General features: G+C 72.1%; 8 protein-coding genes. 2 read left to right on the top strand and 6 right to left on the bottom strand.

What is annotated here, in order from left to right; genetic code table 11:
* Window positions 1–8 precede the first annotated feature (8 nt).
* The 3 genes from F3T56_RS40985 to F3T56_RS40975 are packed head-to-tail and all read right to left on the bottom strand — an operon-like array spanning window position 9 to window position 9917.
* Window positions 9–1799 carry an ABC transporter ATP-binding protein gene (locus F3T56_RS40985; protein WP_149830551.1) on the bottom strand — a complete coding sequence of 597 codons (1791 nt, stop codon included), beginning with the start codon at window positions 1797–1799 and terminating at the stop codon, window positions 9–11.
* A complete protein-coding gene (locus F3T56_RS40980; protein WP_149830550.1) occupies window positions 1796–3541 on the bottom strand; it encodes an ABC transporter ATP-binding protein in 1746 nt (581 codons plus the stop codon). Before F3T56_RS40980 ends, F3T56_RS40985 begins: the two co-directional genes overlap by 4 nt.
* On the bottom strand, window positions 3525–9917 hold the full coding sequence (locus F3T56_RS40975; RefSeq protein ID WP_172639388.1) for a non-ribosomal peptide synthetase: 6393 nt from the start codon (window positions 9915–9917) through the stop codon (window positions 3525–3527). Before F3T56_RS40975 ends, F3T56_RS40980 begins: the two co-directional genes overlap by 17 nt.
* A gap of 603 nt (window positions 9918–10520) precedes the next feature.
* Here F3T56_RS40975 and F3T56_RS40970 point away from each other — a divergent pair.
* Complete coding sequence (locus F3T56_RS40970; RefSeq protein ID WP_149830548.1) at window positions 10521–11561, top strand: TauD/TfdA family dioxygenase; 1041 nt, start codon at window positions 10521–10523, stop codon at window positions 11559–11561.
* 12 nt (window positions 11562–11573) lie between these two features.
* On the opposite strand, the gene F3T56_RS40965 is transcribed toward F3T56_RS40970, so the two are convergent.
* From F3T56_RS40965 to F3T56_RS40955, 3 genes are read right to left on the bottom strand one after another with little or no spacing between them, the layout of a single operon-like run.
* Window positions 11574–12839 (bottom strand): threonine synthase, encoded by a 1266-nt coding sequence (locus F3T56_RS40965; protein WP_149830547.1) that lies wholly within the window; start codon window positions 12837–12839, stop codon window positions 11574–11576.
* Window positions 12836–13807, bottom strand: coding sequence for an ornithine carbamoyltransferase (locus F3T56_RS40960; RefSeq protein ID WP_149830546.1), 972 nt, complete (start codon window positions 13805–13807; stop codon window positions 12836–12838). The genes F3T56_RS40965 and F3T56_RS40960 overlap by 4 nt, the downstream gene beginning before the upstream one ends.
* Window positions 13804–14832: an ornithine cyclodeaminase family protein gene (locus F3T56_RS40955; RefSeq protein ID WP_149830545.1), complete on the bottom strand. Its 1029-nt coding sequence runs from the start codon at window positions 14830–14832 to the stop codon at window positions 13804–13806. The genes F3T56_RS40960 and F3T56_RS40955 overlap by 4 nt, the downstream gene beginning before the upstream one ends.
* A 269-nt stretch (window positions 14833–15101) precedes the next feature.
* Between F3T56_RS40955 and F3T56_RS40950 the strand changes: the two genes are divergently transcribed.
* Window positions 15102–16292, top strand: coding sequence for an NAD(P)-dependent malic enzyme (locus F3T56_RS40950; protein WP_172639387.1), 1191 nt, complete (start codon window positions 15102–15104; stop codon window positions 16290–16292).
* Window positions 16293–16356 lie beyond the last annotated feature (64 nt).

Below are 16356 nucleotides of genomic sequence, written 5' to 3'. Positions count from 1 at the left end.
TGCCTCCCTTACGTGTCGGAAACCTCGGGGTACGAGGGCATGGAGGCGGATTGCCAGGAATTCCAGAGCCTCGCGTAGGGGCCGGCGTTCCGCATAAGTTCCTCGTGGCTGCCCGTTTCGCTGATCTCGCCGTTTTCGAGCATGACGACGCGGTCGGCCGCGTAGGCCGTGTGCAGCCGGTGCGCGACAGCGACGACGGTGCGGCCCTTCAGCACGGCCGCCACCGACTGTTCAAGGCTCCGGGCCGCCTGCGGCTCCAGCAGCGAGGTCGCCTCGTCGAGCACGACGACGCGGGGGTCCGCGGTCAGCACCCGCGCCAGCGCCAGCTGCTGGGCCTCCTTCAGGGACAGCGGGTGGCCGCCGGATCCGACCCTCGTGCCGAGGCCCTCCGGAAGCGCGAGCGCCCACTCCAGCGCGCCCACGGTCCGTAGCGCCTCCCGCACCTCCTCGTCGCCGGCCCGCCCCGCGCCCGTGACCAGGACGACGTTCTCCCGCACCGTGGCCTGGAAGACGTGGCTCTCCTGCGTGACGAGGACGACGCGCGCCGCCATGTCCCCTGCGCGCAGCGCGGCGGTGTCGGCGCCGCCCAGCCGCACGGCCCCGGCACGCGGTGTCTGGAGCCCGGCGACCAGTTGGCCGAGCGTGCTCTTTCCCGCCCCGCTGGGTCCGACAATCGCCACCCGCTCCCCCGGCGCGACGTCCAGGTCGAGGCCGCGCAGCACGTCGCGGCTCCGGCCGTAGCCGAAGCGCAGGCCACGCACGGACAGGGTGTCCCCTCGCGGCTCGGCCGTCGGCACGGGGTCCCGGGCGGGTGTGGGCGCCTGGGCGCCGATGACGCGCCGCAGCGCCACCTCCGCGATCTGGAGCGCCTCTAGCAGCGAGGTGAGGACGTCCACGGGGCCCGCGAGGAACCGGACGTACGCGATCACGGCGACCACCTCGCCGGGCGAGGCGAGCCCGTGCGCGTGGAGCACGCCGCCGGCCACCAGGACCGCGACCATGACGACGAGGTTGCCGAGCTCGAGGGCCGGGATCCAGACGGTCCGCAGCCGCAGGGTGTACCGCTCGGCGGCGGCGATCTCCCGCACGTCCCGTTCCGCGCCCGCGACGCGTGACGGCCCGAGGCCCAGCGCCTCCGCGGTGCGGATGCCCTCGACGGTCTCGTACACACCGTTGTTGACCCGTGCCCAGGCCGCCATCACCCGGGCGTACCCGGGTGACGCGCGGCGCAGGTACCAGCGCGTGGCGCCGATCACGAGAGGGAGCCCCAGCACCAGCACGGCCGTGAGCGGCGGGCTGACAAGCAGCATGCCCACGACGGTCGCCAGCGCCGTGACCGAGGCCACGAAGAAGTGGGGGCCCGCGAACCGGACGGTGTGCCCGAGACGGTTCACGTCGCTCGTCGTGCGGGCCACGAGGTCACCCGTTCCGGCCCGCTCCACGCTCTGGAGGGGCAGCCGGACCATTCCCTCCATCAGGTCCTCGCGCACGCGGGCGAGCACATCCTCCGCCAGCGCCGCCGACCGCCGGCTGGCCCACCAGGTGAGCGCCGTCTGCACGAGCACCCCCGCGACGAACAGCAGGGCGAGCCGGTCGATGAGGGAGCCGCGCGCGCTGCCGTCGCTGACCGCGTCCACGACCTCCCCCAGGATCCACGGGCCGAGCAGTCCCGCCGCCGCGGCCAGGGCCTGGACCAGGACAATCGCCAGAAGCGACCGGCGATGCCTGGCTGCCAGGCGACGGGCGTATTCCCGGGCCCGGGCCACCGAAGCGACCGGGAGGCCCTGTTCCTCGCTCATCCCGCCCCCCGCAGCACGGCGAGGCGGTAGTCCGGCTCGGCAGCTAGCAGGTCGGCGTGGCCGCCCTCCGCGCGGACCGAGCCGTTCACGACAAACGCCACGCGGTCGCACCGCTCAAGGATGAACGGGCTCGTGGTGACAATGACCGTGGTGCGCCCGGCCCTGACGTCGCGCAGCCCCTCCGCGACGAGCGCCTCGGTGTGCGCGTCCACGGCGCTGGCGGGCTCGTCGAGCAGTAGGATCTCGGGGTCCACGATCAACGCCCTGGCCAGGGCGAGCCGCTGCCGCTGCCCTCCCGAGAACGACCTGCCCCGGTCCGTGACCTCAGTGTCGGGCCCGTCGGGCAGTGTCACGACGATGTCGGTCGCGGCGGCCCCTGCCAGGGCACCAGCCGTGCTGACCCGCCCGCTGCTCCGGGGCGGGTCGAGCGTCTCGTGGAGCGTCCCGGAGAAGAGGAACGGCTCCGCCTCCACGGCGAGGATCCGCTCCCGCACGCCCTCGAGCGGCAGTTCCGCCAGCGGCACGCCGCCGAGCCGCACATCCGCCTCGCGGTAGCCGCCCAGTCGGTCGACGACGGCGCGGGCGTCGGCCGCCGAGGCACAGACGACGCCGGTGTGTGCTCCCGGGGTGACGGTCAGCCCGGCCGGCAGGTCCACCAGCTCCGACCCCGCGGGCGGCATGGCCGCGCCGGGCCGCCCGGGCAGGTCCCGTTCGATCGCCAGCACCGCGTGTACGCACCGTGCGGCGACGAACCCCCTGACGAGCATGCCCGCCACCTCGGCCATGGTGGACAGCGGCAGCACGAGAAACGCGGCGTACCCGTACAGGGCGACGAGTTCGCCCGGGGTGATCGAGCCGTCGGCCGCGTAGCCGGCCCCCAGCCACGTGATCAGGACGATGAGCAGGCCGGGAAGCAGCACGTGGAGCGCGTCCAGGTGGGCCTGCGTCCGCGCCGAGCGGATCCCGGCGGCGCGCAGCTCCCGCGAGGCGACGCGGAACCGTTCGAGGGCGGCGCGTTCGCCTCCGATGCCCTTGAGCACCCGCAGCCCGGAGACCGTGTCGGCCGCGAGGGACGTCACATCGCCCAGCCGGTCCCTGACCTGCCGCTGCCGTGACTCCAGCGGCCTGACGAGCAGGGTCGTCCCCAGCAGCACGACCGGAACGCCGAGCAGGACAACGAGCCCCAGGGACCAGGAAGTCGCCAGCACTATCGCGCCCACGACGAGCAGGGAGGCCAGCGCGCCCGCGCCGCGCGCCGTGCGGTCGAAGGAGAAGCCGATCGCGGCGCTGTCGCCGCCCGTCAGGGCCATCACCTCGCCCGACGCGAGCCGCCGCCGCAGCGTGTCGCCGACGCACGTGACGTGGCGGATCGTCAGCTGCTGCACCCGGAAGCCCGCCGTCAGCCGGTTCCACACGCTCATGCGGTGCCGCAGCACGCCGGACCCGGCGGCCACGAGCCCGAGGACGGCGCAGGCCGCGACCCAGGCCCCGAAGGCTTTTGTGTCGCCTGCCACCAAGCCCTCGTCGATCGCCCGCCCGGTGGCTACAGGGATCAGCGCGACGCAGCCCATCGAGGCGACGCCGAGCACCATCCCGGCCAGCAGCACCGGCGCCTGCCGCGCCGCCAGCCAGAGGTAGAGGCGAGCGGGCGACCGCAGGTCGGGCTCGCCGAGGTCGGTGAGGGGATAGCCGGGCACCAGCACCGGCCGGCGTCGGCGGCGCGGCTCAGTCGCGGTCGTCACGGCGCTGGTACTCCTCGACAAGAAGGGCGGTGCCGGCGACCGTGGGGTCCTCGAAGAACCGCCGCAGCGGCAGGTCGAAGCCGTAGGAGAGCCGGAAGCGGTGGGTGAGCTGGATGGCGAGGAGCGAGTCGCCGCCCAGATCCGCGAAGAAGTCGTCGTACGGCCCCACCTCGCCGGCGGGGAGGAGTTCCGCGAACAGCCGTGTCAGCTCCCCTTCGAGCGGGCCGCGAGGCGCGTTCCGGCCAGGTCCCGCGCGGCGCGGTTCGGGTGCCGGCTCGGGGAGCGCGGCCTCGTCCACTTTGCCGTGGCGGTTGACTGGGATCTCGGCCAGCGTCACGACGGCCGACGGAACGTAGGGCCGCGCCAGCGAGGCGCGGACGTGCGCCGCGTACGCGGCGGGCGGGGCGTGCGTCCCCGGGCGTTCGACGACGTACGCGGTGAGGCGCGCAGCTCCTGAGCCGTCCTGGCGCGCCGTCACCACGGCCTCAGCGACGCCGGGGTGGCGCGCCAGCACGGCCTCGATCTCGGCGGGCTCGATCCGTACGCCGTTGACCTTGACCTGCCGGTCGCGCCGTCCCAGACAGTGCAGCAGGCCGTCGGGGCCGTGGTAGCCGAGGTCGCCGGTGAGGTACAGCCGCTCTCCGCTTCCGAACGGGTCGGGGACGAACGCGGTGGCGGTGGCGGCCGGATCGCCGTGGTAGCCGCGCGCCAGGCCCCTGCCGGCGACGCACAGCTGACCGGTCGTGCCGGGGGGGACGGGGCGCATCCGGTCGTCGAGCACGTAGACGCGGGTGTTCCTGGCGGGCCGCCCTATGGCGCAGCTGGCGAGGTCCAGTGGCTCCCCAACGAAGTGGTGGGTCACGTCGTCGGACGACTCGGTGCTGCCGTAGGCATTGGTGAGGGGAACGCCGGGGGCGAGGCGGCGCCAGCGCCGCGCCAGCCGCTCCGGCAGCGCCTCCCCGGTGGCCACCAGGTGCGCCAGCCGCGAGGGGACGGCCGCACCCGCCTCCAGGGCGTCCAGGACCCCGGACAGAACGCTCGGCACGATCTCCGCGACGGTAGTGCCCGTCTCGTCCAGCGCGCGCAGGAGTTCCGCGGGGTGGTTCGCCCGCTCGTCCGGGATGATCTCGACGCAGCCGCCCGTGGTGAGGGCGGCGAGCGTCTGCCACACCGCGATGACGAAGGTGGGGCGCGCCGTGTACGCGATCCTGCTGGCCGGTCCGAGGCCGAGCGCTTCCGCCTTGGCACGCAGGTGGTTGACGACTCCGGTGTGGTCGAGCATGACGGCCTTGGAGGAGCCCGTGGAGCCGGACGTCGTCAGGACCACGGCGAGACCGGGCGGATGGCGGCGGACGGCGGGCGTGCCGGACGCCTCGCCGCCGGCGGCGCCGGGCTCGGTCATCAGCGGCACGTCCAGCTCACGGGCCCCGGCGGCGAGCGCGTCCCGGATGTCATCGGGGACCGGGTCGAGCAGGAGCACGGCAGAGGGCCGCAGCCGCCGCAACAGCTCGGCGGTCTGCGCCGCGGGCGCATCGGGGTCGAGCGGGAGGTAGGCCCCGCCGGCCTTGAGGACGGCGAGGACCGCGGTGACCAGGGGGATGCCGCGCGGACCGCACAGCGCGACCAGCCGCTCGTGGCCGACGCCTCGCGCCGCCAAGCGCCGGGACAGACGGTCGGCGCGGGCGGCGAGTTCACCGTACGTCAGCGAGGTGCCCGCACACGCCACCGCGGTGGCCTGGGGGGAGCGGCGTCCGAAGGCCTCGAAGAGGCCGACGGCGTCGGCGTCCTCTTCGACGTCGACGGTCCCGGCGGCCCCAGGCGTCGCGGCGGCGTTCCACTCGGTGAGGAGTCGACGCCGGTCCTCCGCCGACAGCAGGTCTTCCCAGTCATGGCGGCCATGCGGAGCGGCGATGAGACGCCCGACCGCGGTCGCGTAGCACCGGCCGATGACCGCGATCCGCTCCTCGGGCAGGCCGTTGCAGTTCAGGACGAGGTTCACGTCGCCGGTGGCACTGTCCACCGCGAAGTCGGCGAGCATGCCGAGTCCGGTGCGGTCGTGGAACGCGCCTCCCTCGATGCCGAGGCCACCCGCCCGCGCGATCTCCCGGTAGACGTGGAAGTGGGTGAAGTTGAAGGCGGTGTCGAACAGCCGACCGCTGCCGCGCTCCCGCTGCATGAGGGCGGTCGGGTACCGGCGGTGGGGCAGCTGCGCGACTTCGTCACGGAACACACGCGCGACCAGGCCGGCCCACGTGTCCGGTTCCGGGGCGAGTCGGAAGGGCACGGTGTTGAGGAACTGGCCCACGACACGCTCGCCGTCCTCCGCCTCGCACCGGCCGTTGACCGTCACGCCGGTGAGGACGTCGTCCTGCCCGGTGACCGCGCTGAGCACCCGCAGGTGCACGGCGAGCAGCAGGCTCTTGAGCGGCACGCCCAGCGACCGGGCCAGCCCGGGGAGCGCGGACCCGGCGTCCGGGGGAAGGGTGACCCGGAGGACCCGGTGGTCCGCGCTGGGGGTGGTGCCCATGCCGCCGGGCGACAGCGGTGCCGGAGCGGCGTCGCCCAGGTACGCGGACCAGAAGCGGGCCGCGTTCCGGTCCGCCATGGCAGCACGCTCCAGGGCCACGAACTCCTGGTAGGCAGACCGCAGGGGCTTGGGCGGTTCGTCGGCGCCCTCGCGCGCCCGCTGGTAACGCTGGAAGATCTCGGTGAGGAGGAGCGCCACGCTCCAGCCGTCGAAGACGGCCTCGTGCAGCGTGAAGGTGAGCTGGCAGCTGTCGTCGGCGAGGACGTGGGCGGCGGTGCGGAGGAACGGGGGCGAGCTCCAGTCGAAGCGGTGCCGTTTCTCGTTCTCGATGTACTCGGTGACCGCCGCGTCCCGCTGCTCGGTGTCCAGGCCCCGCAGGTCGGTGACGCGCAGCGGGATCTCCGCCGCGCGGTGGACGAGCTGCATGGGCTCGCTGAAGCGCGCGAGGTCGAAGGAGGTACGGAGGACGGGGTGGCGCTCGGCCACGTCGGCGAGCGCGCGGCGCAGCGCGTCCTCGTCCAGGGCGGCGCGCAGCCGGACCGACCTGACGTTGTGGAAGACGGGGAGGCCCTCGCCCGACTCGGCCTCGTACACGGTCCCGGCCTGGGCCTTGGCCAGCGGGTACGCGTCCTCGACGTCGCCGGGTAACCGGTCCCGCTCGGCCGGACCGATCATCGCGAAGGGTTGGGGCGCAGGCAGGCCGGCGGGGCGTTCCCGCTCGTGGAGCACCTCGCTGAGCGCCCGGATGGTGGGGTGCTCGACCAACTGCTGCACCGAGAAGTCCAGGCCGCGCTCGACGGCCCGGGAGCGGAGCTGGATGCTGCGGATGGAGTCTCCGCCGAGGGAGAAGTAGTTGTCGTCGATACCGACGCGGTCCACGTCCAGCACGGCGGCCCAGATGGCGGCGAGCATCTCCTCGCGTTCGGTACGGGGCGGGGCATAGCGGGCGGAGAGCCGCAGGCGCCCGGCGTCCGGGTCGGGCAGCGCGGCCCGGTCCACCTTGCCGCTGGGCGTGGTCGGCAGCGCGGCGAGCTCCGTGAAGACGGCCGGGATCATGAAGTCGGGGAGGTGCCCGCCGAGGAAGTCCCGGAGCTCGTCGGTGGTCGGCGCCCCGTCACCGTCGGCCGGCACGCAGTACGCGACGAGATAGCGGCCCGAGCGGCCGTCGGCCCGTGCCGTGACGGCGGCCTCACGGACGCGGGGGTGTTGCCGCAGCGCGGCCTCGACCTCGCCGGGTTCGACGCGGAAGCCGCGCACCTTCACCTGGTCGTCCGTGCGGCCGAGGAACTCGACGGTGCCGTCCGGCAGGAACCTGCCCAGGTCACCCGTCCGGTACAGCCGGGCGCCGGGGCAGGCCACGAGCCGGTCGGGGACGAACCGTTCGGCCGTGGTGCCGGGCCGCGCCAGGTAGCCCCGGGCCTGGCCCGGGCCGCCGACGCAGATCTCGCCGGGCACACCGATGCCCACCGGCCGCAGCCACGGGTCGAGGACACGCAGCGATGCCCCGGGCAGCGGCGTGCCGATGACGGGCCGGCCGGGTGTGGCGCCGATCTCGCAGCCGGAAGCGTTCACGGTGCACTCGGTGGGGCCGTAGAAATTGTAGGCGCGGGTTTCCGGGGCCTCGCGCAGCCGCTCCCACAGCTCCTCGGGTAGGGCCTCGCCCGCGACGAGGAGCACGGCGGGCGCGTGCTTCTGACCGTCCAGCAGCCCCGCGTCCGTCAGCGCCGTCAGCTGGGTCGGGGTGCAGTGGAGCACCTCGATGCGCTGGGTGGCGACGTAGTCTGCGAGCCGCCGCTGGTCCCGCCGCGTTTCCTCGGGGACGAGATGCAGGCAGTGCCCCTCCAGGAGCAGCAGGAGAGCCGCCACCGAAGCGTCGAAAGCCAACGGGGCGTTGAGCAGCCCGGACAGCGGTCGGCTGGTCCTGCGGAGAGGCACGGCCTGCCGCATGGACCGGTGGAACCAGTCGAGGGAACGGTGCTCCACCATGACGCCCTTGGGCGTGCCGGTGGACCCGGACGTGTAGATGACGTAAGCCAGGTCATGCCCGTCCACAGTGACGTCCGGCGCGCCGGGGGGCGGGCCTGGGGGCGCCGCCTCGTCGGTCCTGAGAACACCGGCGGGCGGAAGGGGGACGCCTGGCGGTGGTTCGCGGTCCAGCACGAGGGCCACCGCGCCGGAGCCCGCGAGGATGCCGGAGGCACGTCCCGGTGACTCGCCGGGGACGAGGGGCAGATACGCGCAGCCCGCCTTGAGGATGCCCAGGACGGCGGCGACGACGCCGGGCGTGGGCGCCGCCCAGACCGCGACGATCTGGCGGGGGCCGATCCCCGCCGCCGCCAGTCGGTGGGCGAACCGGTCCGCGCGCTCATTGAGTTCGCGGTACGTCAGCCGTTCGTCGCCGAAGACGAGTGCGGTCCGCTCGGCGTGGTGTCGCGCCGAGGCCAAGAAGCGCTCGTGGAACAGGCCCCGCGTGCCGCCGGACGGCTCTTCGAGCGCCGCGCCGTCCGAGAAGCCGTCGATCGCGCGGAGTTCGTCGGCGCCCAGCCAGTCCAGGGAGCCGACGGGGGCGTCGGGGCGGCGCGCGGCGCTGAGCGCCAGCGTACGCAGGCGCTCCAGGATGGCGCCGTCCAGCACGTGGTCGCCGCCCGCGCCGGGGGCGCGGCGCAGTTCGACCGTCAGGCCATCGGGCAGCCGCAGGCAGGTGAGCCGGCAGGCATAGGGCTCGCCCTCCGCCTCCAGCAGCTCGACGGAGAACGCGGTGCCGCCGGCGGTCCAGGTGGCAGACGCGTCGGTGTAGCCGAAGACCTCGTGGAAGCGCGCGTCCTCCGCCATCCCGGCCGACCGCAGGAACGCCGCGGGGTCGTAGTGCTCCTGCCACTCCCGGTGACTTCTGAGGTTCTCACCGGTCCTGCGTACGAGGGCGGCGAGAGGCTCGGCGAGATCCGGCAGCCCAACGAGGGGAACGCAGCGGGTCAGCGGTCCGAGCGCGTGGGCGAGTTCGGCATGTGTCCTGCCGTCGCGCAGCACGCCGACAGTCGGGACGTCCTGCCCGGCGGCTCGCCACAGCAGGAGTTGCCAGCAGGCCAGCAGAAACGCCTCCGTGCTCTCTCCTAAGCCGGCGGCCGCGCGGTCCACGAGCTCCGCGTCGGACGCGCTGACGCGAAGTCGCGTGCCGGCCGGGGCCGTGCCCCCGCCGGTCTCGCCCGGCTCCACCAGGGCCGGTGCCGCGCGGCCGGACGCCGTGGCCCAGTAGTCGCGGCCGGCCTCGGCCGCCGAGGATTCCAGCACGTCGTGGATCCACTCGGCCACGTCGGCGTACTGCGGGGGGTCATCGGGTGCGGGGCCGGGCGCGCCGCAGCCCTCTGCCACCTCGCGGCAGAGCGCGAGCAGCGTCCCGGCGTCGGCGCACAGAGCCGGCAGGCTCAGCACCAACCGCCGGTCGGTGGGAGACAGCATCACGAGGTCGGCACGCAGCGCGGGCGCGCCGGCCGGGTCCCACGTCTCCTCACGGTGGGCCCGTACGATCGCCGCCACCGCCGTCTCCCGGGCCGCCGGATCCTTCTCCGACAGGTCCGACAGGCGCGTCCCGGCCGACGCGTGGCCGTGGATGACCTGGAGGGGAAAGGAGAGCTCGGGGACGGAACGGAACGAGGTGCGGAGCACCTCATGCCGGCCGACCGCGGCCCGCAGGGCAGCCTCGATACGCCCCGTCGAGATCGCGCCCGACACCGCGAGAACCATGACCGACCTGGCGTGCCTGGCGGTGCGCCAGATTCGGTCCTGAAGCGGGGAGGTGCGGAATCCTTCGATTTCCGCTCGGAGGCCCCCCACGATCTCGTCGGTGGTCACCTGCAATTCTCCTCTCATCCATCCCGAATAGAAGGCATAACGCGGCCATCCGCCGTCGCCGCACCTTCTCCCCGAAATAGACTGGAGACGTCGGACGCAGACGTGATGATTCGCCGCATAGCGTGATGAGCGCGCGGGAAGCGCGAGTATTGACTGGTGGCTCACTTGCCCAGTGGCTGACCGTGCCCGACAGTGCTCTCTCCGAAGCAGCCGAATCAGGCGCTTCGGGCACATTCTCCAACAAGACATTGCCCCTGTGTCAATACCCTTGTAGCAGGAATCAATAACACAGGTAAACGAAGTTTGACCTCGACTCCACCCATGATCAAGGCCAGCTTGAATCGATTCAACACAAACGGAGATATACCGCAATTTCTCCACTTTTTCCCACCAGACATTACGCCAGCGCCGACCTCTTCTCACCCCATACTTCCTCGCTGTAGAATCACCACATCCCGAGACGAGGGGTTAGCGGCGTGCCCGAATGGGAAGCCATATGGATCGTGTTTGATCCCACCGCATCTCATGACGCACCCCGAGCAGACTTATCGACACCGAATTTTCGGCACCGCGGGCAAGCGAGAGCGGGATAGGGGGACAACGATGAGTGAGACCGGAATTCCGTCGCCGCGGAGCGCACGGCGCGTCAGGAGCCGGGTCCACGGGGACCGGCTGGTCACCATCGCCACGCCGGACGGACCCTCCGGCCATCCCCCCGTCGCGGCCCCCTCCATGGCGGGCGTACGGCTGGACGCATGGGCCGTCGCGAACCGGGCAACCGTCGAGCAGCACCTGCGGACGTCCGGCGCCCTGCTGTTCCGGGGCTTCGAGGTACGCGAGGCCGCCGCGTTCGAGCAGGTCCTCAGCAGCCTCTACGGCGACCTCGTCGCGGAGCACGAACGCTCCTCACCACGCCACCGGATCGCCGGGAACGTCTACACCTCGACCGACCACCCGCCCGACCAGCCGATCTTCCTCCACAACGAGATGTCCTACGCGACCCGGTGGCCGCTGCGCCTCGGCTTCTGCTGCCTCACTCCCCCGGGCGGCGGCGGGGAGACTCCCATCGCCTCCATCCGCGAGGTCACCAAGAGCGTCCCCGAGGCGATCCGGCGCAGGTTCGCCGAGAAAAAGATCATGTACGTCCGCAACTACGGGCGTGGCTACGGCCTGTCGTGGCAGGAGTCCTTCCAGACCGACAGCCGGGCCGAGGCTGAGGCGTACTGCCGCGCCGCCTGTCTCACGGCCGAGTGGGAGGGCGTGAACCGGCTGCGCACCCGCCGGGTCTCCGAGGCGATGGCGCGGCACCCCGAGACCGGGGAGGACCTGTGGTTCAACCACGCAGTCTTCTTCCACATCTCGACCCTCGAGCCATCACTTCGCGCCGTCATGACCGAGGAGCTGTCCCCGCACGACCTGCCCACCAACAGCTTCTACGGCGACGGCACGCCGATCGAGCCCGACATCCTCGACACCCTCCGCACCGCCTACCAGCGGGCCATGGTGGCCTTCCCGTGGCAGCAAGGCGATGTGCTGCTGCTGGACAACATGCTGAGCGCGCACGGCAGGGCGCCGTTCTCCGGCCGGCGGCGGGTCGCGGTGGCGATGGCGCGCCCGGTGTGGGCGGACCAGGCCACCGCGTGACGCACCGGCGTCTCAGCCGTCATCCGCCAGGAGCCGGGTTAGCTCCGCCTCAAGGACCGCGTATTCGCCGGAGTCCTGGACGACCGGACGGCTGCGCCCCAGCGCCGCCAGCGGATCCTTGAGGCCGCTGCCGGTGTTCACCACGACCACGCACTCATCGGGCAGGACCCTCCCGTCCGCCAGCAGGCCCGGCAGCGCCGCGGTGGTCACCGCGCTCGCCAGCTCGGCGAACACCCCACTCGTCCGGGCCAGCAGGTTGACGGCGTCCATCGCCTCCTCATCAGAGACAACCGCGACGCAACCGTCCGTGGCACGGACGGCCCGCAGAGCGCGCCGGCCATCCTGGGGCACGGCGACGCTGATGCTCTCCGCGCGGCTCCCGGCCCTGGCGCCCGCGGGCACCTGGGCACCGCAGCGCCACGCCTCGAAGAGCGCGGGCGCCGCCGCGGACTGCACGGCGATCAGCCGCGGCATCCGGTCTGTCCAGCCCATCGCCAGCGTGTCGGAGAACCCCTTGTGCACGCCAGTCAGGATGTTCCCGTCCCCGGCGGGCACGAGCACCACATCGGGCGCGTGCCAGCCCAACTGCTCGGCGATCTCCAAGGCGACGGTCTTCTTGCCCTCAGCCGTGTACGGGTTGAAGGCGGTGGTGCGGCAGTACCAGCCCTTGCGCCGGGCCACCTCGTAGCTCAACTCGACGGCCCTGCCGTAGCCTCCCGGCACCTCCGCCACGACCGCGTCGCAGGCGCGCAGCTGCGCGACCTTCGCCGGTGGCGTCCCCTGGGGCACGAACACGAGGCAGCGCACCCCTGACGCGGCGCAGCAGGCGGCGAGCGCTGCCGCGGCGTTCCCCGTGGAGGCCGTGACGACGACCCGCTCGCCCAGCTCCCGGGCCTTCGCGACGACCAACGCGCTGGCGCGGTCCTTCAGCGAACCCGACAGGTTCCGGCCGTCGTCCTTGAGCAACAAGCGGCGCATGCCGAGGCGTTCGGCCAGCCACGGCAGCTCCCCTAGAGGCGTCCAGCCCACCCTGTCAAGACCGGGATGTATCGCACCACCCACCGGCAGGAGGGCGCGGTAGCGCCACATGGACGGCTCAGCGGTGTTCACCACCGAGCCGGGTGGCTGCCCCGCCCCGGCCCGCTCGTAGTCGATCACCAGGTCCAGGGCCGCCGTCCCCGGGCAGGACAGGCAGGTGTAACGGACGGCGTCGAGCGGGTATCCGGCGCAGCACACGGAGCAGCGCCAGCGGAATTGCCTTCGGTCAGGCAGGCTCACGAGTCGCCGGCCACGGCGTACTCCAGCACCGCCATGGCGCTGGCGAGTTTCATCGCGGCCTGCCGCCAGGCCAGGGACCCCTCGCCGTCGAGCACCGCGCCCGACACCTCGTCTCCCCGGTGGGCGGGCAGGTCGTGCATGAAGACGGCGCCGGGGAAGCGGCTCATGAGCGTCTCGTCGACGTAGAACGGCCTGAACCGCTCCCGCCAGGCAGGGTCGACCTTGCTCGTGCCCGTGGTCTGCCACCGCGTCGTGTACACGGCGTCGACGTGGCCGGGCAGCCGCCCCATGTCGTGGACCTCCTCGATCACCGTCCCGCGCCGCCCCGCCTCCGCCGCGGCCTCCGCCAGCAGCGCGGATGGCAGCCCGTAGCCGGGCGGGGTGGCGAAGGTCACCCGCAGGCCCGGCACGCGGGCCATGCCACGGGCCAGCGCGGTGGCGGTGTTGTTGCCCTCGCCGACGTAGAGGAACGACAGGCCGGACAGCGAGCCGAAGTGCCGTACCAGCGTGGCGATATCGCAGACCGCCTGGGTCGGGTGCTCTTCCGTGGCCATCGCGTTGATGACGGGCCTGCCCGCGGCGCGAGCCAGCTGGCGCATCTCGGCGAGCGGGCCCGCGGTCCGCACCACCAGGGCGTCGAGCATGAGGCCGAGGATGCGGCCGGTGTCGGCGAGGCTCTCGCCGGTGGCCAACTGGAGATCCGCAGGTCCGTAGGCGACGGGGGTGCCACCGAGCCGCAGCGCTGCCACGGTGAAGGCGGTCCTGGTGCGCGTCGACGTCGCTGTGAAGAGGATGCCCACTGCCCGGCCCTCCAGCGGGCGCGTCGCCAGGCGCTGATCGCGGTGGAAGTCCACTGACCGCCGCACCAGTTCGGACAGCGTCTTCTCATCCACGTCGCGCAGGCTCAGCAGGCCCGCCTCAGGGGAGGGGGCGCCGGTGGCGTCCGGCGTGCGCGGGCTGTCCGTCATCGGGTCTCTCCCGCCACACCGAGCAGGTCGATGCGCGTGCCGATGTCCTCGGCCTCCGCCGTTCTCCGGACAGCGTCGACCATCCCGACGTCGAGGATCGACATGCCGAAGGGGTTGCTGACCACCACGCCGCCGGTGGGGCGCGCCGCGGAGACCTTACCGGTCAGGACCTCGCCGAGCGATCCGGTGATCCCGCCGTCCGCCGGGACGATGGCACCCTCCTGGAGGAGCCGGCCGAGGATCCGGCGGGGGTTCTCCGCGATCAGCTCCGGGTCGTCCACGTAGAGCCGCTCGGCCTCAGCGAAGACGTCCTCCCGCAGGTCGTCGAGCGAGACGTGCGCGATGAAGGTGCCGGGGCGGAACCAGTCGTGGTCCGCGTACGGCTCGTTCGACACTGTCAGCGTGATGACGACCTGGCTGGCCGCCGCGCAGGAGCGCGCCGACAGCTCCGTGTCGACGGCCACCGAAGGCACGTGCGTGGTGGCCCACTCGCGGAACAACTCGGCGCGGCTCGGATCGACATCGAAGACGTGTGCCCGACTGACTCCGGGGAAATACCGGGCGATAAGCTCGAGATGCGCCCGAGCCAGCGCCCCGCAGCCGATGACCGACACCGCGTCGAAGGTCTCCGGGCCCAAGTGGCGCAGACTCGCCACCGTATAGGCGGACGTGCGCAGCGCGCTCAAATAGCCGGCCTCGGCGAGAAAACAGGGACGCGCCGTCTCCGGATCAAACAGGATAGACATTCCGCCAGCCCGTTCGATTCCCTTTGACGGATTACTCACCGCCGCATTGATGAGCTTTATCCCATAGACGGGATCGGGGCCCGTGAGCGCCCCGAGCATGGCTATGGATCTACTGTAGGCGCCCTCCGAGTTATTCCACGCCATATATCCTTCGGCAGGCAGCATCACCTGGCCCCTGGCATGACGGCGCAGAATATCCTCTGTCACCGCCACTGGGTCCAGCCGCGCCGCGCAGCGCCGCACCTGCGCCCGGTCGAGGACACGCACTTCTTCCCGCATCCACCCTCAACTCTCGTTATCGAAACGTGCGCAAGTCTGACATAACCTCGGCCATCAGGCCAGATACCAAACGCGGAAACTATAGCGGAAAGACGAGGCGGCGAGAAGATCCACCACGCGATTCACGGCCCCGTGGCCAGAATCGCCCGCCGACTCTTGACATTGAGCAACGCCCTGCTGACACTCCTCAGATCCGCGCCGCTTTCCACGCGCGAATGCGCGGACGACCGTGGATGCCGTCGTCCACCAAGACGTAAATGAGGGAACCTTTGACAGACTCCCCTTCAGAGGCCGAGGCGGCGAGTATTTTCCGAGCGTACGAGCGGGGGTTGCTGTCGGTCCGCCCCGCCTTTTCACCGCGCGACGCGCCCTGCCGTCTCGCCGTCTCGGCTGCCGGTTCCGCCCTCGTCAGCCGAGCCATCGCGGAGAATCCGTCGTACGCGTCCGCGTACACGTGGGCCAGCGGCCTGACCGTCGTCGTCAGCGACGGCTCCTCCGTGCACGGCCTCGGCGACCTGGGCGGCTTGGCGGTGCTACCGATTCTTGAGGCCAAGTGCTCCTTCCTGGCGACGGTCGGGAATCTCAATGCCGTTCCGCTGGCCTTGACCGCACGCGGCGTCGACGCCATGGTCCAGACACTCGTCAACCTGCGGACCTCGTTCGGCGCGGTCAGCCTCGAGGACGTCAGCTCGCCGAGGTGCTTCGAACTGGAGGAGCGCCTCGCGGAAGAACTCGACTGCCCCGTGCTCCACAACGATCAGCACGGCACGTCGGTAGCTGTCACGGCCGCGCTGCGCAACGCGTCGCGGGTGCTGGGGCGCGAATTCACCGCGCTGCGCGTCGTCATCGTCGGAGCGGGAGCCGCCGGGATCGCCACGGCCCGGCTGCTGCGCGCGTTCGGCGTCACCGACCTGGTCCTCGTCGACACCCGGGGAATCGTGCGCAGCGACCGCCCCGGCATTTCGGGCGCGAAGCTGGAGGTGGCCCGCGTGACAAATCCGCGCGGCCTCGCCGGCGGCCTGGCCGACGCGATGACGGACGCGGACGCGCTGGTTGGGGTGTCCTCGGCCAGGATCGGCCGAGGCCTGTTGCGTCTGATGGGTCCTGAGCCGATCGTTCTCGCGCTGGCGAATCCGGAACCCGAGGTCAGCGCTGAGGAGGCGGCGTGGGTCAAAGCCCTATACGGCTCTGGCCGTTCGGATTCCCCCAATTGCGTCAGCAGCCTGCTGGCCGTCCCCGGAATCCTGAAGGGGGCACTCGCCGCGGGGGCGTCCCGGATCACCGAGGCCATGCTGCGGGCGGCGGTGGCGGGTATCGAGTCGGCAACGGGCCAGGAGCTGAGCCGGGAGCGGATCGTGCCGGACCTGTTCGACCCGGTGTGCTGCGAGCACGTCGCCGGGGCTGTCGCGGCGGCTTCCGGCCCAGACGCCCCACGGAGCCCGGCAGTTGGTCCGCCCTGAGTGGGCGTTCACATAGCTTTTTTTCGGTATGCAAGTTTTGCCCATGCCTCGCTTTGGGCGCATT

This window comes from Streptomyces tailanensis, assembly GCF_008386495.1.
Lineage (GTDB): Bacteria > Actinomycetota > Actinomycetes > Streptomycetales > Streptomycetaceae > Streptomyces > Streptomyces tailanensis.
Note: the sequence above shows the minus strand (reverse complement) of the source record. Positions and strands in the feature narration are given on the sequence as shown.

What these genes read in the sequence shown, in the direction of transcription:
- F3T56_RS40960 (WP_149830546.1), bottom strand. Translation starts at nt 13,807, where the DNA reads ATGACGGACAGCCCGCGCACGCCGGACGCCACCGGCGCCCCCTCCCCT.
- F3T56_RS40970 (WP_149830548.1), top strand. Translation starts at nt 10,521, where the DNA reads ATGAGTGAGACCGGAATTCCGTCGCCGCGGAGCGCACGGCGCGTCAGG.
- F3T56_RS40985 (WP_149830551.1), bottom strand. Translation starts at nt 1,799, where the DNA reads ATGAGCGAGGAACAGGGCCTCCCGGTCGCTTCGGTGGCCCGGGCCCGG.
- F3T56_RS40955 (WP_149830545.1), bottom strand. Translation starts at nt 14,832, where the DNA reads ATGCGGGAAGAAGTGCGTGTCCTCGACCGGGCGCAGGTGCGGCGCTGC.